The organism is Streptomyces sp. NPDC048604 (genome assembly GCF_043199435.1).
In the GTDB taxonomy this organism is placed as follows: Bacteria; Actinomycetota; Actinomycetes; order Streptomycetales; family Streptomycetaceae; genus Streptomyces.
Map to the genome: position 1 here is coordinate 129,216 of NZ_JBICVX010000008.1, position 19,403 is coordinate 148,618.

Sequence of the window (19,403 nt, forward strand, 5' to 3'; positions counted from 1 at the left end):
TTTTCGTTCGCAGGAGATTGAAGTCCCATGGCTGAGATTCTCGTCTACGTCGACCACGTCGACGGAGCCGTCCGCAAGCCCACCCTGGAGCTGCTGACGCTCGCCCGCCGCATCGGCGAGCCGGTCGCGGTCGCGCTCGGCAACGGCGCCGCCGACACCGCCGCCGTCCTCGGCGAGCACGGCGCCACCCGTGTCCTGACCGCCGACGCCCCGGAGTTCGCCGACTACCTGGTCGTCCCGAAGGTCGACGCCCTCCAGGCCGCGTACGACGCCGTCTCCCCGGCCGCCGTGCTCGTCCCGTCCTCCGCCGAGGGCAAGGAGATCGCCGCCCGTCTCGCGGTCCGCATCGGCTCCGGCATCATCACCGACGCCGTGGACCTGGAGGCCGGTGACGAGGGCCCGGTCGCGACGCAGTCCGCGTTCGCCGCCTCCTTCACCACCAAGTCCCGCGTCTCCAAGGGCACCCCGGTCATCACGGTCAAGCCGAACTCCGCCCCGGTCGAGGCCGCCCCGGCCGCCGGCGCCGTCGAGGCCCTGTCCGTGACGTTCGGCGAGCTGGCCACCGGCACCAAGGTCACCTCGCGCACCCCGCGCGCGTCGACCGGCCGCCCGGAGCTGACCGAGGCCGCGATCGTGGTCTCCGGCGGCCGCGGCGTCAACGGCGCCGAGAACTTCGCGATCATCGAGGCCCTCGCCGACTCGCTCGGCGCGGCCGTCGGCGCCTCCCGCGCCGCGGTGGACGCCGGCTGGTACCCGCACTCCAACCAGGTCGGCCAGACCGGCAAGTCCGTGTCGCCGCAGCTGTACATCGCCTCCGGCATCTCCGGCGCGATCCAGCACCGTGCCGGCATGCAGACCTCGAAGACGATCGTCGCGATCAACAAGGACGCCGAGGCGCCCATCTTCGAGCTCGTCGACTACGGCGTCGTGGGCGACCTCTTCGACGTCGTCCCGCAGCTCACCGAAGAGGTCAAGACCCGCAAGGGCTGAGCCTCGCAGGGCTGACCTGCTGTTCTGTACGGCCCGGGGGCCGCGTGGTGGATATCGCCGCGCGGCCCCCGGCCGTTTCGGGCAACCATTGACGCAGGTCCCGGCAGGCTACTAACTTCGCTATACGGATTGTTGATTCCGTGAAGCGGAAAACAGGAGGATGCAGGATGGGTCAGCAGGAGAAGGTGTCGACGAGCCTCGCCGGCGCGGTCAGCGAGGGCATCAGCGCCTCCCTCGCCACGGTGGACGCCGAGCTCGACCGGCGCTACCCCGGAGACCCCGGCACCCGCCAGCCCGTCCACACGGTCTACGTACCGGGCAACGTCTTCGCCGCCGACACCATCCGCTCCTGGGGCGACCAGGCGCTCGCCGCGCTCGACGAGCACGCCCCCGACGCCGCCACCTTCGCCGGTGTCCTCGGCCTCTCCGACGACCTCGCCGAGGACGTCTACGGCCGCGTCCGCGCCAAGCTGGAGCGCGAGCCCATCGAGGACCTGCGCGTCGACTTCGAGGACGGCTACGCCGGCGCCGACGAGGACGCCGACGCCGCCCGCGCCGCCCGCCTGATCAGCGAGGCATTCGCGCAGGGCACCGCCGCCCCGTACATGGGCATCCGAATGAAGTGCATGGAGGCCGCCGTGCGCGACCGCGGCATCCGCACCACGGACGTCTTCCTCACCGGCCTGATGGAGCACGGCGGCCTGCCCGACGGGCTCGTCCTCACCCTCCCCAAGGTCACCTACCCCGAGCAGGTCTCCGCCTTCGTCCGCCTCCTGGAGGCCTTCGAGAAGGCCCACGGCCTCGACGCCGGCCGGCTCGGCTTCGAGATCCAGATCGAGACCAGCCAGTCCATCCTCGCCGCCGACGGCACCGCCGCCGTCGCCCGCATGATCGACGCCGCCGAGGGCCGCGCCACCGGCCTGCACTACGGCACCTTCGACTACAGCGCCTGCCTCGGCGTCTCCGCCGCCTACCAGGCCAGCGACCACCCGGCCGCCGACCACGCCAAGGCGATCATGCAGGTCGCCGCCGCCGGCACCGGCGTACGCGTCTCCGACGGCTCCACCAACGTCCTCCCGGTCGGCTCCACCGCCCACGTCCACGAGGCCTGGAAGCTGCACTACGGCCTCACCCGCCGCGCCCTGGCCCGCGCCTACTACCAGGGCTGGGACATGCACCCGGGCCACATCCCCACCCGGTACGCCGCCGTCTTCGCGTTCTACCGCGAGGGCTTCGAGGCCGCCGCCAAGCGCCTCTCCGCGTACGCCAACCACGCCGGCGGCGACGTCATGGACGAGCCCGCCACCGCCAAGGCCCTCAGCTCGTACCTGCTGCGCGGCATCGACTGCGGCGCCCTCGACACCGCCGAGGTCGACGCCCTCACCGGTATGACCCGCGCCGACCTCGACCGCTTCGCCGCCCCGCGGCGCGGCGACCTGACGGCCACCGCCCAGTGATGGCAACGGCCGCGTAACGGCACGCCTCACCCGGACGGTCCCGTCACACCGGCCCCGTAATCTGTACGCGTTTCCACGCACGCGACAGAGAACGGGGCATCGGTGTCTTCGGGGGAGAACCAGCGGCTCGCGGGCCGCTACCGGGTGGTGCGGCAACTGGGCCGCGGCGGCATGGGCGTGGTGTGGCGCGCCGTCGACGAGGTCCTCGGCCGCGAGGTGGCCGTCAAGGAACTGCGCACCTACAACGACTCGTCCGGCCAGGAACTGGCCGACCTGCACCTGCGGATGCAGCGCGAGGCGCGCGCCGCCGCCCGCGTCCGCCACCCCGGGGTCGTCGCCGTGCACGACGTCGCCGACCACGAGGGCCGGCCCGTCATCGTCATGGAGCTGATCGACGGCCCCTCGCTCGCCGACGTGCTGACCGAGCGCGGCGGGCTGGAGCCCCGGGAGGCGGCGAGGATCGGTGCGGCGGTCCTGGAGGCGCTGGCCGCCGCCCACGACGCCGGCGTGCTCCACCGCGACGTCAAGCCGGGCAACATCCTGCTCGACAGCGGCGGACGAGTCGTCCTCACCGACTTCGGCATCGCCGCCATGGACGACCCGGGTGACGGCGCCGCCACCCAGCTCACCCGCAGCGGCGAGATCGTCGGCTCCCTCGACTTCCTCGCGCCCGAGCGGGCCCAGGGGCAGCAGCCCGGACCCGCCTCCGACGTCTGGGCGGTCGGCGCGACGCTGTACGCGGCGCTCGAAGGCGCCTCGCCGTTCCGGCGTACCTCGACCTGGTCGACGCTCAACGCCATCGTGGTCGAACCGCTGCCGGAGCCGCGCCGGGCGGGCGCCCTGGCGCCGGTGCTGCGGCAGCTCATGCACAAGGACCCCGCCGAGCGCCCCGACGCCCGGACGGCGGCGCGGCTGCTCATCGCGGCGGCGGAGGACCGGGGACCGGCCGACGCCGTCCCGCCGCCGGCGCCGACGGCGGGACCCGCGCCGGTGCCGACGGAGGTCGACACGGCGCAGCGTCCGCCGGCGGGCTTCGGGCCCGCGCTGCCGCCGGCCGCGGCGGGTTTCCCGCCTCCGGGGCCGTACGCCTCGCAGGCCGGACCGCACGCCGGTGTACAGGGCGGCGCGCCGGCCGGTCCGCCCGCCGGGCCCGTCGGTGCGCAGCACGTCACGGCGCCGCGGGGGCCGCGGCCCGATCCGGTTCGCCGGAAGCGCGCCGCGGCGCCGGTCGCCGCGGCCGTCGCCGCCGGGCGGGTGGGCGGCGGCGGCATCACGTACACGCTGGTCCAGCGCGACTCCGGCGAGCGGAAGGAGCAGCTGGCCGGCAGCGAGGCGGAGCCCACCGGGCCCGGCGCCGAGCCCGGCCGGGCGCTCGACCCCGGCGGCTCGGACGCGCCCGCGAGCGCCGCCCCGTCCGGCAAGCCCTCCAAGGGCGCGCCCAGGGACTCCGCGAAGCCCACCCCGAGCAAGCCCGGCTCCCAGGCCCCCAAGCCGGGCGGCGTCGGCGACACGGGCGGCCGCTCCACCGGAGGCGGCGGCGCCGACGGCGGCGCGACGGCCAGTAGCGGAGGGGGCGGCGACACCGGTGGCGACACCGGCGGCGGTTCGACCACGACGGGCGGCGGCGGCACGGACCCGCAGCCCGCGCCGGCCTGCACCTCCATCGGGGGCGGTAAGTACAACTGCACCGTCTGGCGCACCGAGAAGACCTACCGTCACGACGGCGGCGAGATGGGCGTCCTCAACGCCGGCACCAACTACTTCTACTGTCAGGTCGATCTGGGCCGCCGCGAGACCTACGGCAAGTGGACCAACGTCTGGTGGGCCCGTACCGACGACGACAGCGGCAACACCAACGTGTACTTCAGCGTCGTCTACATCAAGGGCGGCGACAACGACAGCCCGATCCCCGGTCTCCGCATCTGCTGAGGCGGCGTCACGCGGGCGGGATCTCGCCCGTGCCGCGCGGGATCAGTGTGGGCCTCAGCTCGATGCGGGCCGACGGCTCCTCCGCGCCGTCCAGGCGGAGGAAGAGCCGTTGGGCGGCGGTACGGCCCAGGGCGGCGGCGTCCTGGGCGACGACCGTGATGCCGAGCAGATCGGCGAGTTCGATGTCGTCGAAGCCGACCAGGGCCACCGGCGCCGGGTGTTCGGCGAGGACGCGGACGACGGTGACGGTCACACGGTTGTTTCCGGCGAAGAGGGCCGTCACCGGCACCGGGCCGGCCAGCATCGCCGTGACGGCGGAGCGGACGGGGCCGGGATCGGTGGGACCGAGGGAGACCCACGCCTCGTCCACGGGCAGGTCCGCGTCGTCCATCGCCGCGCGGTAGCCACGCAGCCGCTCGGCCGCGGTGTGGATGCTCGGCCGGTCGCCGAGGAAGCCGATACGGCGGTGGCCGTGGGCGATCAGATGGGCCACGCCCTCGCGCGCGCCGCCGAAGTTGTCCGAGAGCACGGTGTCCGCCTCGATGCCGCCGGCCGGACGGTCCACGAACACGGTGGCGACGCCGGCGCGGATCTCGGGCTCCAGATAACGGTGGTCGGAGCCGGCCGGGATCACGATGAGACCGTCCACCCGCCGGGCGCACAGCGCGAGCGCCAACTCCTGCTCGCGGTCGGGGTCCTCCGCGCTGGAACCGTTGATCAGCAGTGCGCCGTGGGTCCGGGCGACCTCCTCCACGGCGCGGCTGAGCGGTCCGTAGAACGGGTCCGCCAAGTCCTCCAGGACCAGGCCGATCGAGGCGGTACGGCCCTTGCGGAGCACCCGGGCGCTGTCGTTGCGGCGGAAGCCCAGCGAGTCGATGGCCTCCTGCACCCGGCGCTCGGTGTCGGCGGTGACTCCCGGCTCCCCGTTGACCACCCGGGAGACCGTCTTGAGCCCCACCCCGGCGCGCGCGGCCACGTCCTTCATGGTGGGCCGGATGCCGTAGCGATGGTGGGAGCGACGGGTGGTGTCGGCCACGGTGCGCTGTTCCTCTTTTCTCGGTCCGGTGTTTCTCGCTCCAGGCGGAGATGTTGTCGAGCATAGGCCCTGGACAACGTTGTCAGAGGCGGGGAAAATGGATCTCGACCCCCCATCCACCCCGTCTTCCCCGGAGATCCCGTACCCATGCACACCGAGCTTGTCGCCGCTCTCGACATCGGCGGCACCAAGATCGCCGGCGCGCTCGTGGACGGAGGCGGCGGAATCCTCCTCCGGGCGCAGCGCCCCACGCCGGCGCGGGAGGAGGGCGAAACGGTGATGCGCGCCGTCGAGGAGGTCCTCGCGGAGCTCGCCGCCGGGCCGCTCTGGGCGTCGGTCCGGGCGGTCGGCATCGGCAGCGCCGGACCCGTGGACGCGGCGCGCGGCGCCGTCAGCCCCGTCAACATCCCCGGCTGGCGGGACTATCCGCTGGTCGAGCGGGTACGCCGCATCGTCGACGGCCGTCCCGTCACTCTCGTCGGCGACGGCGTCGCCATGACCGCGGCCGAGCACTGGCTGGGCGCCGCGCGCGGCCACGACAACGCCCTCTGCCTGGTGGTCTCCACGGGCGTCGGCGGCGGACTCGTCCTCGACGGTCGGCTCCACACCGGACCCACGGGGAACGCCGGTCACATCGGGCACGTCAGCGTCGACCTGGACGGCGAGGTCTGCGCCTGCGGGGCGCGCGGCTGCGTCGAGCGCATCGCCAGCGGTCCGCACCTCGCCCGGCGCGCTCTCGACGCCGGCTGGCGGCCAGGCCCCGACGGCGACGTCTCCGCCGCCGCGGTCGCCGCCGCGGCCCGGGCCGGCGACCCGATCGCGCTGGCATCCTTCGAGCGGGCGGCGCGCGCCCTCGCCGCGGGGATCGCCGCCACGGCGCACCTCGTCGAGCTGGACATCGCCGTGGTGGGCGGGGGCGTGGCCGGGGCGGGCGAGGTGCTGTTCGCGCCGCTGCGGCGCAGCCTGCGCGCGTACGCCACGCTGTCCTTCGCCCGCGGCCTCACCGTGGTCCCGGCCAGCACGGGCACGGACGCGGGTCTCCTCGGCGCCGCCGCGGCCGCCTCGGGCCCACTGACGCGCGAGAAGCCGGCGGCCTGACGCACCAGAAGACGGTGGCCTGACACGCGTACGGCTCAGGCCGCCGCTGCCGCCTGTTCCGCCCGCCCTCAGGCCGCCGCCGGTTCCGCCCCCGACTGCCGTTCCCCCGTCGGCTGCGGGGGGACGACCACGAGGAAGGCGTCCGAGTCGAGGTCCATCACGACCTGGGCCGGCAGGCCCTCGTCCCGTCGCGCCCGCGCGTACTCCTCGGCCGGCCAGCTGCCCCGCGGGCCGCCTGCGGGAAACCGTTCCAACACCGTGCGCATGTCCGCACCCCCTTGTCATTGCCCGATCAACGAGGCTCCGTTGCGAAGTGTCACGCCTCGGCGGGCCGCGCGGTTCGGGCCGTGAGACGACTCACACCCCGGCGTCCGTCGTGGCAGGGTGGTGGAGGCAACCCACCGAGGGGCCTACACAGAGGGGGCACTGTGATCGTCTGGATCAACGGAACGTTCAGCGCGGGCAAGACCAGCACCGCGCGCGAACTGCTCGAGCTGATCCCGCACAGCACCTTGTACGACCCCGAACTCACCGGCTTCGGCCTGCGGCACGTGCTGCCGCCGAAGCGCCTCGCCGAGGTCGACGACTTCCAGGACCTGCCGATCTGGCGGCGCATGGTCGTCGACACCGCCGCCGCCCTGCTCGCCGAGGTCGGCGGCACGCTCGTCGTCCCGATGACCCTGCTCCGGCAGGAGTACCGGGACGAGATCTTCGGCGGTCTGGCGGCCCGTCGCATAGAGGTCCGGCATGTGCTGCTCGCACCTGACGAAACGATCCTGCGGGGGCGGATAGCCGGCCGCGTGGAGTTCGCCGACGATCCGGAGGGCAGCGAGCGGGTCCGGAACTGGGGGTACGACCACATCGACGCGTACCTCGCCGCGCTGGACGGCTGGCTCGGCGAGGACGCGCACGCCGTCGACAACTCCCGCCTCACGCCCGCCGCCACCGCCGAGGCCGTCGCCGAGGCGCTCCGCAACGGCGCCGCCCGGCCCTGCGGGATCGTGCAGACGCCCGAGCCCACCGGCGAGACCGTGGCCTCCGGGGTGCTGCTCTTCGACGAGCAGGACCGCGTGCTGCTCGTCGACCCCACCTACAAGGCCGGCTGGGAGTTCCCCGGCGGCGTCGTCGAGGCCGGCGAGTCGCCCGCCCGCGCCGGGGTCCGGGAGGTCGCCGAGGAGCTCGGGCTGCGGCTCGACGCCCTGCCGGGACTGCTCGTGGTCGACTGGGAGCAGCCCCGGCCCCCGGGGTACGGCGGACTCCGCTTCCTCTTCGACGGCGGGACGCTGCCCGCCGCGGCCGCCGCCGACCTCCTGCTGCCCGGGGCCGAACTGCGCGGCTGGCGCTTCGTCACCGAGGCCGAGGCCGCCGAACTGCTGCCCCCGGTCCGCTACCAGCGGCTCCGCTGGGCGCTGCGCGCCCGCGAGCGCGGCACCGTGCTCAACCTGGAGGGCGGCGTCCCGGTCGGCTGACGGCTCAGGCCGCCTCCGCCGCCGCTTTCAGGACGGCCGCGGCGTTCTCCGTCAGGGGTACGCCGTGGCCGAAGCACACCACCGAGGGGGCGAGTTCGGCGAGCCGACGCATCGAGGCGCGGGCCTGCTCCCGGTCCGTGTGGAACACGCCGAGCGTCACCCCCTGGACCGCGGCCACCGTGTCACCGGTGAACAGCACGCCGTGCCGCGGCAGATGGACGGCGATCGAACCGTCCGTGTGCCCCGGGGTGTGCACGGCGAACGCCCCGTCGCCGAAGCCCAGTTCGTCGCCGTCCTCCAGTTCCCGGTCCACCCGGGTCGGCGGCGCGACGGGGACGGTGAGCCCGCGCTCGTACAGCGGGCGCTCCCAGTCCAGTAGGACCGGGTCGGGCACCGGGGCCTCGCCGCGCACCACCGGTGCGTCCAGGCGGTGGGCGAGGATCGACGCGCCGTACCGGTCCGCCAGTTCCTGGGCGCAGCCCACGTGGTCGCGGTGGGCGTGGGTGAGCACGATGCGGCGCAGCCGGGCCGGGTCGGCGCCGGTGGAACGGATCGCCGCCTCCACCGCGTCGGCGGCGCCCGTCCAGCCGGCGTCGATCAGCGTCAACTCCTCGTCGTCGCGCCAGAGAAAGGCCTGGCCGATGGAGAAGTCCAGCTGGTGGAGCCGGGGCGTGATCTCGGTGAGTTCGACGGTGAGGTCCATGCGGCGAACGTACGGATCCGCGTACGTCCGCCGCATGTTTCTCTGCTCACGGCCGATTCCGCCGAGGGCTGATCAGTTCTGCTTGGAGCGGGCGTAGTTGAGCAGGAAGTGGGCCTCGGCGACCGACAGCCGCTCCAGCTCCTGCGGCGACACCGACTCGTTCACCGCGTGGATCTGCGCCTCCGGCTCGCTCAGGCCGATCAGCAGGATCTCCGCCTCCGGGTACAGCGCGGCCAGCGTGTTGCAGAGCGGGATCGAGCCGCCCATGCCGGACGCCTGCATCTCCTCGCCCGGGTACGCCAGCCGCATCGCCTCGGCCATCGAGGTGTACGCCGGGCTGCTGATGTCCGCGCGGAAGGGCTGGCCCTGGCCGATCTGCTCGAAGGAGACCCGCGCGTTCCACGGCACGTTCTTCTCCATGTGCGCGAACAGCAGCTTCGTCGCCTCGCCGGCGTCCTGGCCGGGCGGCACCCGCAGGCTGATCTGGGCGCGCGCGGTCCGCGGGATCGACGGCGTGGCGCCGGCGACCGGGTGGCAGTCGATGCCGACGACGGTGACGGCCGGGCGGGCCCAGATGCGGTCCGCCACGGTGCCCTCGCCCGGCAGGCGCACGCCGTCCAGGACACGCGCGTCCTTGCGGAAGTCCTCCTCCGGGTACTGCACCCCGTCCCAGACCGCGTTCGAGGGCAGCCCGTCGATGACCGTGGAGCCGTCCTCGGCGCGCAGCGAGTCCAGGACGCGGATCAGCGCGGCCAGCGCGTCCGGCGCGGCGCCGCCGAACTGACCCGAGTGCAGATTGCCCTCCAGGGTGTCGATCTGGACCCGGACCATCGTCATGCCGCGCAGCGTGGCGGTGACCGTCGGCAGGCCCACCCGGAAGTTGCCGGTGTCGCCGATCACGATCGCGTCCGCGGTCAGCAGCTCCGGGTGCGCCTCGGCGTACCGCTCCAGGCCGCCGGTGCCCTGCTCCTCGGAGCCCTCGACGATCACCTTCACCGTCACCGGCACGCCGCCGTTGGCCTTCAGGGCGCGCAGCGCGAGCAGGTGCATGATGAAGCCGCCCTTGCAGTCGGCCGCGCCGCGGCCGTACCAGCGGCCGTCGCGCTCCGTCAGCTCGAACGCCGGGGAGATCCACGCCGACTCGTCCAGCTGCGGCTGCACGTCGTAGTGGGCGTACAGAAGGACCGTCGGCGCGCCGGCGGGACCGGGCAGCACGCCGTACACGGACTGCGTGCCGTCCGGCGTGTCGAGCAGCGTCACGTCCTGGAACTCCTCCGCGTGCAGCGCGTCGGCCACCCAGTTGGCGGCGGCCTCGCACTCGCTGCGCGGGGCCACGGCCTCGTCCGCCACCGACTGGAAGGCCACCAGCTCCGCGAGCTCCGTCTTGGCACGGGGCATGAGGGAAGCCACGGTCTCGGCGATCGGATGGGCGGTCATGGGCACGCTCCTGGTGGGTGCGACGTTAGAGAGGACGAACGCCGTTTCGGTTGTACGGCGAACGCATGGCCGATCCTACGGCGCGGCCTCTCGAAGGCCGCGCCGTAGGATGCCGAGAAGAGCAGGCACCACCGGTCGGATCAGGAGCAGAAGCACATCGTGAGCAGCGAGAACGCAGACGCCGGAGCGGCAGAGGCGGGCGCGGCGCAGTCCGCGGCGGACGGCGTCCGGGCGGGCGACCCGGAGGCGACCGGGCCCGACACGGACCCCGTCACGGAGCCCGGTACCGGCGCGGAGGCCGAGCGTCCGGGCGCGCCCGAGGGCGTGTGGGACGTCGTCGTGGTGGGAGCCGGCCCCGCCGGGGCCTCGGCGGCGTACGCGGCCGCCGTCGCCGGGCGGCGCGTGCTGCTCCTGGAGAAGGCGGAACTGCCCCGGTACAAGACCTGCGGCGGCGGCATCATCGGCCCGTCCCGCGACGCGCTCCCGCCCGGGTTCGAACTGCCCCTGCAGGACCGGGTGCACGCGGTCACCTTCTCGATGAACGGCCGCTTCGCCCGCACCCGCAGGTCCCGCCGCATGCTGTTCGGGCTGATCAACCGGCCGGAGTTCGACGCCGGCCTGGTCGAGCAGGCGCAGAAGGCCGGCGCGGAGCTGCGCACCGGCGCGGCCGTCGCCCGGGTCGAGCAGCACGGACCGGCGGTGCCGGACCGCCGCACGGTCGCGGTGGTGCTCGCCGACGGCGAGACGGTACTGGCGCGCGCGGTCGTCGGCGCGGACGGCAGCGCGGGCCGGATAGGAGCCCATGTCGGGGTGAAGCTCGATCAGGTCGACCTGGGCCTGGAGGCGGAGATCCCAGTGCCGGCCACCGTGGCCGAGGACTGGAAGGGCCGGGTGCTCATCGACTGGGGCCCGATGCCCGGGAGTTACGGCTGGGTGTTCCCCAAGGGCGACACGCTGACCGTGGGCGTGATCTCGGCGCGCGGCGAGGGCGCCGCCACCAAGCGGTATCTGGAGGACTTCGTGGCCCGGCTCGGGCTCGCGGGCTTCGAGCCGGAGATCTCGTCCGGGCACCTGACGCGCTGTCGCAGTGACGACTCGCCGCTGTCCCGGGGCCGCGTCCTGGTCTGCGGCGACGCGGCGGGCCTGCTGGAGCCGTGGACGCGCGAGGGCATCTCGTACGCGCTGCGCTCGGGCCGGCTGGCGGGGGAGTGGGCGGTCCGGATCGCCGAGGCGGGCGACGCGGTGGACGCCCGGCGGCAGGCGCTGAACTACGCCTTCGCGATCAAGGCCGGGCTCGGTGTGGAGATGGCCGTCGGGCGGCGGATGCTCGCCATGTTCGAGCGCCGGCCGGGGCTGCTGCACGCGACGATCACCGGACTGCGGCCGGCCTGGCACGCGTTCGCGGACATCACCCGCGGGGTCACCTCGCTCGCCGGCATCGTCCGGACGAACGGTGTGGCGCGCCGCACCCTGGACCTGCTGGACCGTCGGCTGGCAGGCGGCCCCGGGCCGAGCAGGGGCGTGACGCAGCGGCCGGAGGCGGACGAGGAGTCCTGACGGGCCGGAGGCTTCGGCGGTGGTGCGGCGGCGGTCCGTTGCGGGTTCTGAACCCGGGCGGGCCGCCGCTGTCGTATGGCCGGACGGCGGACGCCGGGGGCGGGGCCGCGGGGTTCATCCGGTCGTGGTGATGCGGAAGACGGGGTGGTCGGGGGCGGCGGCGAGGATCTCCTCGTCGGTGGACCGCGCGGTCACGCCCTTGAAGTACTGGTTGACCTCCCAGCCCCACTTCTCCAGGTAGCTGCGGAGCACCTGGAGCTTCTCGGCGTCCGGGATCTCGACGGCGGAGAAGGTCCGGACCTTGCGGCCGACCCGCAGTTCGCCGCCGCCGGCGACCCGCATGTTGCGCACCCACTGGGAGTGGCCGCGGGCGGAGACGAGGTACTGGGCGCCGCTGTGGGAGTGCGGGTTGACGGGGATGCGCTGCATCTGGCCGCTCTTGCGGCCACGGACGGAGAGTTCCGCGGAGCCGAGCAGGCTGACGCCGTGGCGGGCGAGCCAGCCGACGACGCGGTTGAGGCGGATGGCCATCGGGCTGCCCTGGAGGTAGTACGGCGCGGAGTTCATCGGGTGCTCCCTGTCGAGATCGGTGCTTCTATTCGAGAGCGCTGCTCTCGCTTGAGAACAGTGTGCACGGATCGGCGCTCCGAAGCAAGAGCAGTGCTCTCGTTTGTGTGCAGTGCTCCGATTCAATGGCAGACTGACCCCATGACCAGCGTTCAAGGAGCCCGATGACCAGCGTCCAAGGAGCCCGCGCCCGGGCACGCGCCGAGATCACCGCGACCATCAAGGACGAGGCCCGCCGCCAGCTCGCCGCCGACGGCGCCGCCAAACTGTCCCTGCGCGCCGTCGCCCGCGAGGTCGGCATGGTCTCCTCCGCCCTCTACCGCTACTTCCCCAGCCGCGACGACCTCCTGACCGCCCTGATCGTCGACGCGTACGACGCCGTCGGCGAGGCCGCCGAGACCGCCCTCGCCGCCGCCCCGAAGACCGACCACCCCGCCCGCTGGACCGCCGTCTGCCGCGCCGTCCGCGCCTGGGCCCTCGCCCACCCCCACGAGTACGCACTCATCTACGGCTCACCGGTCCCCGGCTACAGCGCCCCGCAGGACACCATCGGCCCGGCGTCCCGCGTCGGCCTCGTCCTGATCGGGATCCTCCGCGACGCCTACACCACCGACCGCGTCTCCCTGCCGCCCCTCGACGACCGGCTGCGCCCCGAGGCCGAGCGGCTCGCCGCCGACCTCGCCACCGATCTGCCGCCCGCCGTCGTCGTCACCCTGGTCGCCGTGTGGGCGCAGCTCTTCGGGACGATCTCCTTCGAGGTGTTCGGCCAGTTCCACCGGATCGTCGAGGACCGCGACGCCTTCTTCGACGACGTCGCCGCCCGCCTCGGCCGCGAGGCCGGCCTGCTGCCGCGTCGCTGACGGGCCCCGGCCCGCCCGTACTCCTCCGGGAGTACGGGCGGTCACGACGCGCGGCGGACGCCACCGCCCGCCCGCCGCGTCTAGCGTGGCCGTATGGACACTGAGCACCGCACCGCCGGCCCGCCGTGGCTGCGCCACTGGGCCGAGGCGGAGCCCGGCGGCGGGCTGCCCTGGCGGTCCACCCTGCTGATCGCCGTGTTCGTCCTCGTCGGCAGCGGCTTCGCCGCCCGCAACCAGCTCGACCGGCAGCCCCTCGACGCGTACTCCCGGATCCTGCTGCTCGCCGGACCGGCGCTGCTGCTGTTCCGGCACCGCAGGCCCGTCCCCGTGGTCTTCGGCGTGGCCGCCACCGCGCTGGCGTACCTCGCCGCCGGCTACCCGTACGGCCCGGTCTTCGTCACGGTCGCCGTCGCCTGCTACGCGGCGATCGTGCACGGGCACCGGCGCGCCGCCTGGTGGGCGCTCGGCCTGCTCTGGCTCGGCCACGTTCTCGCCGGCCACTGGCTCTACCGCCATCTGCCGCCCGCCGGCGACGGCCCGGCCCCCTGGGGCCAGGAACTCCCCGTCGCCGGCTTCGTGGTGGCGATCCTCGCCGCCTCCGAACTCGTCAGGGTCCGCCGCGAGCAGTGGGCGCAGCAGCGCGTCGAGCGCGCCGCCGCCGAGCGCCGCCGCGCCGACGAGGAACGGCTGCGCATCGCCCGCGAACTCCACGACGTCCTCGCGCACTCCCTGTCCGTCATCAACGTGCAGGCCGGCGTCGGCCTCGCGCTCCTCGACGGCGACCCGGAGCAGGCCCGCACCGCGCTCACCACCATCAAGGCCGCCAGCAAGGAGGCCCTCGGCGAGGTCCGCCAGGTCCTGGACTCGCTCCGCCCTCCCGTCTCCCGCCACCACCCTTCCAACGATGCGCTGCGCGCAGCCCCCTTTGATTTCGGCGACGCCCCGCGCGCCCCCGCCCCCGGCCTCGACCGGCTCCCCGAACTCGTCGAACAGGCCGCGGCCGCCGGACTCACCGTCGCGGTCACCCGCACCGGCGACCCGGCCCCCGTCCCGCCCGGCGCCGACCTCGCGGCGTTCCGGATCGTCCAGGAGGCGCTGACGAACGTCGTCCGCCACTCCGGTTCCCGCACCGCACGGGTCCGTGTCGAGCAGCGCCCCGACGCGCTGCGGCTGCAGATCGACGACGACGGCCCCGCCACCGGCGACGACGCCGGCGGCAGCGGCAACGGCCTGGCCGGAATGCGGGAACGGGCGGCGGCCCTAGGTGGCACGATCGACGCGGGCACCCGGCCCGACGGCGGCTTCCGGGTGCGCGCCACGCTCCCCCTGCGGCCGAAGGAGACCCCGTGATCCGGCAGAAGGAGACCCCGTGATCCGCGTCCTGCTCGCCGACGACCAGTCGCTGGTCCGGGCGGGCTTCCGGGCCCTGCTCGACGCCCAGCCGGACATCGAGGTGGCCGGCGAGGCCGCGGACGGCGACGAAGCCGTGGCGCTGGTTCGCGAACTGCGCCCGGACGTCGTCCTGATGGACATCCGCATGCCCAGGCTCGACGGCCTGACCGCGACCCGCGCGATCACCGGCGACGACGTACTGGGCGACGTCAGGGTGGTCATGCTGACCACCTTCGAGCTCGACGAGTACGTCTTCGAGGCGATCCGCGCCGGAGCCTCCGGCTTCCTCGTCAAGGACACCGAACCGGAGGAGCTGCTGCGGGCGGTGCGCGCCGTCGTCGACGGCGACGCGCTGCTCTCGCCCGGTGTCACACGCCGCCTGATCGCGGAGTTCGCGGCCCGTTCCAAGGGCCCCTCCGGCCCGCAGGGACTCGATGAACTCACCGAGCGGGAGCGGGAGGTGATGGCCCTGGTGGGCATCGGCCTGTCCAACGAGGAGATCGCCCGCCGCCTGGTCGTCAGCCCGCTGACCGCCAAGACCCACGTCAGCCGGACGATGGTGAAGCTCGGCGCCCGCGACCGCGCCCAACTGGTCGTACTCGCCTACGAGTCGGGCCTCGTCCGGCCGGGCTGGCTGGGCTGAACGCGCGAGGGCGGCCGCATGCCTGCGGCCGCCCCGGTTCCGTACCCCCCGTGCAGGTACGGACGTTCGGTGATCGTTGCGTCAGTCGCGCGCCCCCACGGGCTCCTGCGCGGGCCTGCGGTCGGACTTCAGGTCGGTCGGGTCGGACGTGGCGACGACCAGCGACTCCTGGCGGCCCGGCCGGGTCCGCAGCCCGGGCAGGGTGATCAGCAGACCCGCGAGAGCGATGAAGGCGACGACCGCCAGACCGGGCCGGAAGCTGTCCAGGACCGCCTGCGGCGAGCCGTTCGACTGTCCGTCCGCCGTGATCACGGCGGTGACGACGGCGAGGAAGATCGCCCCGCCGACCTGGATGGACGTGTTCAGCAGCCCGGAGACCATGCCCTGCTCCTCGTCCTTGACACCGTTGGTGGCCTGGATGTTGAGCGAGGGGAAGACCAGGGCGCAGGCCGCGCCGATCAGCAGCATCGCCGGCAGGATCACCGCCGCGTACTGCGGGGTCAGCGAGATCCGCAGGAAGAGCGCGTAGCCGACGACGAGCAGCGTGAAGCCGGCCGCGATGACCCGCGGCGTGCCGAACCGGTCGACGATCGCGCCGATCTTCGTCGACGACAGTGCCACCAGCAGGCCGGCGGGCAGGAACGCCAGCGCGGTCTGCAGCGCCGACCAGTGGAGCAGCGCCTGCATGTACTGGGTGACGATGAACTGGAAGGCCACGTACGAGCCGAAGAACGCGGCCGCGCCGAGCTGGGCCCGCACCTGCGAGCCGGAGCGAAGCACGCCGAGCCGGACCAGCGGGCTCGCGCTGCGCCGCTCGATCGCCACGAAGGCGGCGAGCAGGACGGCCGCGCCCAGGAAGGACAGCAGCGTGCGGGCCGAGCCCCAGCCGGCCTCGGGGGCCTGGACGACGGTGAAGACGAGCAGCAGCATCGCGGCCGTGCCGGTGACGGCGCCCGGCAGGTCGTAGCCGCCGCGGCCCTGTTCGCGCTCGCTGTGCGGGATCAGCTTCAGGGCGAAGACCAGCGCGATCAGCGCGACCGGCGCGGGCAGCAGCATCGTCCAGCGCCAGCTGAGCTCGGTCAGCAGGCCGGAGAGCACCAGGCCCATCGAGAAGCCGGTGGCGGCGCAGGTGGTGTAGATGGACAGGGCCCGGTTGCGCTGCGGGCCCTCCTTGAAGGTCGTGGTGATGATCGAGAGTCCGGCGGGCGCGGTGAACGCGGCGCTCAGGCCCTTGATGAAGCGGCTGGCGATGAGCAGCGGGCCGGAGTCGACCAGTCCGCCGAGCAGCGAGGCGAGCGCGAAGACCGCGAGCGCGATCAGGAAGACCCGGCGGCGGCCCAGCAGATCGGCGGCGCGGCCGCCGAGCAGCAGCAGTCCGCCGTAGCCGAGGATGTAGCCGCTGACGATCCACTGGAGCGTGGCGGTGGACAGGCCGAGATCGGTGGCGATGGACGGCAGCGCGACGCCGACCATCGAGACGTCGAGTGCGTCGAGGAACATCGCGGCGCAGAGCACGAGCAGGGTCCCCCATAGGCGGGGGCTCCATCGGTCTTGTGACGCAGGGGAGTTGAGCGAGGAGTCGAGCGGTGTGGTCATGCACGGCACAGTACATGCACGCGCATTGAATGCGCACGCATTTAATTCCGGTGCAACAATGAGCGGCGTCTCTGCTAACGTGCGGCCATGGCAGGGAAGAAGTCCGAACGGGTGCTCGTCCAGGAGTGGCGGGACGTCCTCGCGCTGCACGCCCGGACGACCTGTGAACTGGACCGCGCCCTGCAGCCGTTCGGGATCGGGGCCAGCGACTTCGAGGTGCTCGACGTGCTGGCCGAGGTCGAGCCGGCGGACGGCGGCGACGCCTGCCGCGTCCAGGAACTGGCGTCCCACATCCACCTGAGCCAGAGCGCGCTGTCCCGTCTGGTCGCCCGCCTGGAGAAGGGCGGGCTCGTCGTGCGCGGGATGTGCGGCGAGGACCGGCGCGGGGTGAAGGTGGCCCTCACGGACGCCGGTCGTCAGCGGCACGCCGAGGCACGGCCCCTGCAACGGGCGGTGCTGAAGCGGATGCTGGACGAGCGAACGGCGGACGAGCGAACGTCGGAAGAGCGGACGCCGGACGCCTGAGACGGGCGGGTGTGAACGGCCGGGACGTGCCCCTCGGGTCGACCCCTCGGGCCGGTCGCGCGCCCGTTACGACCAGGTGATTCCCGAGTGCTCGCGCCACAACGCGGCGAGCGAGGCGTCGCCGGAGACCTCCACGGCGTCGGCGGACAGCCGGTTCCAGAGCGTCAGATAGAGCCGCCAGGCGGGCCCGGACAGGGTGCAGTCGGCGGGCCCTTCGGCGTTGCGCGCGGTGTCCGGGGCGGCGTCCGGCGACAGCCGTACGGTCCACACGTCGCCGGTGTCCGTCGCGCGGACCCGCAGCACGCGCGGCGACTCGGTCCGTACGCGGCTGCGACTGCGCCCGTGGAAGGCGAGCAGCAGCTCGTCGACGCCGTCGACGGCGAGAGCCGCGTCGACCGGGCGCGGCCCGCCCGGCAGCGCCGACTCGGCGTCCGCGCAGTGTACTTGGGTCTCGTGCGCCTGGCGGCGCGCCCAGAACGCGAGCGGCGACGGCGCCGGCAGGAACGTCCAGCACTCCAGCTCCGCGGGCGCCTTGGCCAGCGTGTCGACGAGCGCGGCATGCCCCTCGCGGAAGTACGCGAGCAACTCCGCGCCGTCGAGCCGGGTTTCGCCCCCGTCGGGCCGGTACGAGGTGTGGCCCTCGGCCACGAAGGCGGCGGCCCAGCGGTGCACCATCGTGGTGTGCCGGAGCAGGTCGCGGATCTGCCAGCCCGGGCAGGTCGGCACCGGCGCGTCGAGGCCCGCCTCGGCGGCCGCGGCGGCGAGCGCGCGGCCCGACGCGTCCAGTGCGGTGAGGTGCTCGGCGACGCCGAGGATCGGCTCCATGCGGACGATTCTGCCAGGCGGGCCCTCAGGCCCCGCCTTCGGCGGCGGCGTTGCGAGCGAGATAGCCGATCAGGGCCGCGCCCGCCGCGAGCGCGGCGACGGTGGTGAGGGCGAGCGGGAGGGAGAACCAGTCGGCGAGGAAGCCGATCGACGGGGGCCCGAGGAGCATGCCGCCGTAGCCGAGCGTCGAGGCGGTCGCGACGCCGCTGGGTCCGGCGAGCGCACCGGCGCGGGCCACCGCGACCGGGAAGATGTTCGCCAGGCCGAGGCCGGTGACGGCGAAGCCGAGCAGCGCGGCCCAGACGTTCGGGGCGAGCGAGCCGAGCAGCATGCCCAGGGCCGCCGTCGCACCTCCGGCGACCAGCGTTCGGGTCTGGCCGAGGCGTTCGAGGAGCACCGTGCCGGAGAGCCGGCCGGCTGTCATGGTCAGCGCGAACACCGAGTACCCGGCCGCGGCGACGCCCGGGTGGGCGTGCAGGTCCTGCTCCAGGTGCAATGCGCCCCAGTCGGCCAGCGCGCCCTCCCCGTACGCCGTGCACAGCGCGATCACCCCGAAGACCAGCACCGCGTGACGGGACCCGGACCGGCCGGCCGGGCGCGGCGCGGCGACGGCGGGCTCCGGCGGTGCGGGGGAGGGGTGGCGCAGGAGGACGGGGCCGGCGAGGGCGGTGAGCAGCAGACCGGCGACGGTGAGCCCGAACAGGTGCGCGCCGGGCGCTACGGAGCCGGCGACCAGTCCGCCGAGCCCCGCGCCGAGCATCCCGCCGAGGCTGAACGCGGCGTGGAAGCCGGGCATCACGGGCCGGCGCAGCGCGGCGACGAGATCGACGGCGGCGCTGTTCATCGCCACGTTGATCCCGCCGTACGCGGCGCCGAACAGCAGCAGGACGAGCCCGAGGGCGAGCGGCGAGCGGGTGAGCGCGGGCAGCGCGATGCTCAGCGAGAGCAGGACGGCGGTCGCGACGGTGACGGCATGGCTGCCGTAACGCCGGCACAGCCGGCCGGTCAGGGTCATGGTCACGACCGCGCCGGCCGAGACGCCGAGCAGCGCGAGCCCGAGTTCGCCGGCGGACGCGCCCGTCTGCTGCTTGATGGCGGGGATGCGGACGACCCAGCCGGCGAAGAGGAACCCGTCGAGGGCGAAGAAGAGGGTGAGGGCGACGCGGAGGCGGGACAGGGAACGGACGGCGGTGTCTCCGCCGAGGCCCCCCGGTACGGCCGTCGCTAGTTTGTTTAGTAGCGGCACAAAGTCAGGATAGGGGTCGGGGGAGCGTGCATCAAGCCGGGCCGGGGCGCGACGGCCCCCGCGCGGGTCGAGC

At 74.0% G+C, this 19,403-nt stretch carries 18 protein-coding genes; 10 read left to right on the forward strand and 8 right to left on the reverse strand.

Annotated features, from left to right (window positions below; genetic code table 11):
* Positions 1-27 precede the first annotated feature (27 nt).
* The 3 genes from ACGFMM_RS18355 to ACGFMM_RS18365 all read left to right on the forward strand — a co-directional run bounded on the left by ACGFMM_RS18355 (position 28) and on the right by ACGFMM_RS18365 (position 4,376).
* The gene (locus ACGFMM_RS18355) at positions 28-990 is read left to right on the forward strand and encodes an electron transfer flavoprotein subunit alpha/FixB family protein (protein ID WP_393647386.1); all 963 of its coding nucleotides are present in this window, start codon (positions 28-30) and stop codon (positions 988-990) included.
* Between the two features lie 167 nt (positions 991-1,157).
* Positions 1,158-2,447, forward strand: coding sequence for a DUF6986 family protein (locus ACGFMM_RS18360; protein WP_393647387.1), 1,290 nt, complete (start codon positions 1,158-1,160; stop codon positions 2,445-2,447).
* Between the two features lie 102 nt (positions 2,448-2,549).
* Positions 2,550-4,376 (forward strand): serine/threonine-protein kinase, encoded by a 1,827-nt coding sequence (locus tag ACGFMM_RS18365; RefSeq protein WP_393647388.1) that lies wholly within the window; start codon positions 2,550-2,552, stop codon positions 4,374-4,376.
* A gap of 7 nt (positions 4,377-4,383) precedes the next feature.
* Here ACGFMM_RS18365 and ACGFMM_RS18370 read toward each other — a convergent pair whose 3' ends face one another.
* A complete protein-coding gene (locus tag ACGFMM_RS18370; RefSeq protein ID WP_393647389.1) occupies positions 4,384-5,412 on the reverse strand; it encodes a LacI family DNA-binding transcriptional regulator in 1,029 nt (342 codons plus the stop codon).
* 147 nt (positions 5,413-5,559) lie between these two features.
* Here ACGFMM_RS18370 and ACGFMM_RS18375 point away from each other — a divergent pair, with 147 nt between their 5' ends.
* Positions 5,560-6,510, forward strand: a complete 951-nt coding sequence (locus ACGFMM_RS18375; RefSeq protein ID WP_393647390.1) for an ROK family protein — start codon at positions 5,560-5,562, stop codon at positions 6,508-6,510.
* Positions 6,511-6,578: 68 nt separating this feature from the next.
* On the opposite strand, the gene ACGFMM_RS18380 is transcribed toward ACGFMM_RS18375, so the two are convergent.
* Complete coding sequence (locus ACGFMM_RS18380; RefSeq protein ID WP_393647391.1) at positions 6,579-6,776, reverse strand: hypothetical protein; 198 nt, start codon at positions 6,774-6,776, stop codon at positions 6,579-6,581.
* 162 nt (positions 6,777-6,938) lie between these two features.
* Here ACGFMM_RS18380 and ACGFMM_RS18385 point away from each other — a divergent pair, with 162 nt between their 5' ends.
* Positions 6,939-7,979 (forward strand): NUDIX domain-containing protein, encoded by a 1,041-nt coding sequence (locus ACGFMM_RS18385; protein ID WP_393647392.1) that lies wholly within the window; start codon positions 6,939-6,941, stop codon positions 7,977-7,979.
* A gap of 4 nt (positions 7,980-7,983) precedes the next feature.
* On the opposite strand, the gene ACGFMM_RS18390 is transcribed toward ACGFMM_RS18385, so the two are convergent.
* On the reverse strand, positions 7,984-8,682 hold the full coding sequence (locus ACGFMM_RS18390) for an MBL fold metallo-hydrolase (RefSeq protein ID WP_393647393.1): 699 nt from the start codon (positions 8,680-8,682) through the stop codon (positions 7,984-7,986).
* 72 nt (positions 8,683-8,754) lie between these two features.
* Positions 8,755-10,119 carry a dipeptidase gene (locus ACGFMM_RS18395; protein ID WP_393647394.1) on the reverse strand — a complete coding sequence of 455 codons (1,365 nt, stop codon included), beginning with the start codon at positions 10,117-10,119 and terminating at the stop codon, positions 8,755-8,757.
* A gap of 324 nt (positions 10,120-10,443) precedes the next feature.
* On the opposite strand from ACGFMM_RS18395, the gene ACGFMM_RS18400 reads away from it, so the two are divergent.
* Positions 10,444-11,676 carry a geranylgeranyl reductase family protein gene (locus ACGFMM_RS18400; protein ID WP_393647575.1) on the forward strand — a complete coding sequence of 411 codons (1,233 nt, stop codon included), beginning with the start codon at positions 10,444-10,446 and terminating at the stop codon, positions 11,674-11,676.
* A 114-nt stretch (positions 11,677-11,790) separates the two neighbouring features.
* Here ACGFMM_RS18400 and ACGFMM_RS18405 read toward each other — a convergent pair whose 3' ends face one another.
* Complete coding sequence (locus tag ACGFMM_RS18405; protein ID WP_393647395.1) at positions 11,791-12,243, reverse strand: nitroreductase family deazaflavin-dependent oxidoreductase; 453 nt, start codon at positions 12,241-12,243, stop codon at positions 11,791-11,793.
* 164 nt (positions 12,244-12,407) lie between these two features.
* On the opposite strand from ACGFMM_RS18405, the gene ACGFMM_RS18410 reads away from it, so the two are divergent.
* The 3 genes from ACGFMM_RS18410 (at position 12,408) to ACGFMM_RS18420 (ending at position 15,138) form a co-directional block, all read left to right on the forward strand.
* Positions 12,408-13,103 carry a TetR/AcrR family transcriptional regulator gene (locus tag ACGFMM_RS18410; RefSeq protein WP_393647396.1) on the forward strand — a complete coding sequence of 232 codons (696 nt, stop codon included), beginning with the start codon at positions 12,408-12,410 and terminating at the stop codon, positions 13,101-13,103.
* Positions 13,104-13,196: 93 nt separating this feature from the next.
* On the forward strand, positions 13,197-14,453 hold the full coding sequence (locus ACGFMM_RS18415) for a sensor histidine kinase (protein WP_393647397.1): 1,257 nt from the start codon (positions 13,197-13,199) through the stop codon (positions 14,451-14,453).
* Positions 14,454-14,472: 19 nt separating this feature from the next.
* Positions 14,473-15,138 (forward strand): response regulator, encoded by a 666-nt coding sequence (locus ACGFMM_RS18420; protein WP_393647398.1) that lies wholly within the window; start codon positions 14,473-14,475, stop codon positions 15,136-15,138.
* An 81-nt stretch (positions 15,139-15,219) separates the two neighbouring features.
* Here the strand turns inward: ACGFMM_RS18420 and ACGFMM_RS18425 are convergent, their stop codons facing one another.
* Positions 15,220-16,734 carry an MFS transporter gene (locus ACGFMM_RS18425; RefSeq protein ID WP_393647399.1) on the reverse strand — a complete coding sequence of 505 codons (1,515 nt, stop codon included), beginning with the start codon at positions 16,732-16,734 and terminating at the stop codon, positions 15,220-15,222.
* A gap of 87 nt (positions 16,735-16,821) precedes the next feature.
* Here ACGFMM_RS18425 and ACGFMM_RS18430 point away from each other — a divergent pair, with 87 nt between their 5' ends.
* Entirely contained in the window at positions 16,822-17,259 is a 438-nt protein-coding gene (locus ACGFMM_RS18430) for a MarR family winged helix-turn-helix transcriptional regulator (protein ID WP_393647400.1), read from the forward strand.
* A gap of 66 nt (positions 17,260-17,325) precedes the next feature.
* On the opposite strand, the gene ACGFMM_RS18435 is transcribed toward ACGFMM_RS18430, so the two are convergent.
* Both ACGFMM_RS18435 and ACGFMM_RS18440 read right to left on the reverse strand, forming a co-directional pair.
* On the reverse strand, positions 17,326-18,084 hold the full coding sequence (locus ACGFMM_RS18435; protein WP_393647401.1) for a maleylpyruvate isomerase family mycothiol-dependent enzyme: 759 nt from the start codon (positions 18,082-18,084) through the stop codon (positions 17,326-17,328).
* A gap of 25 nt (positions 18,085-18,109) precedes the next feature.
* Positions 18,110-19,330, reverse strand: coding sequence for an MFS transporter (locus ACGFMM_RS18440; RefSeq protein WP_393647402.1), 1,221 nt, complete (start codon positions 19,328-19,330; stop codon positions 18,110-18,112).
* Between the last annotated feature and the right edge of the window lie 73 nt (positions 19,331-19,403).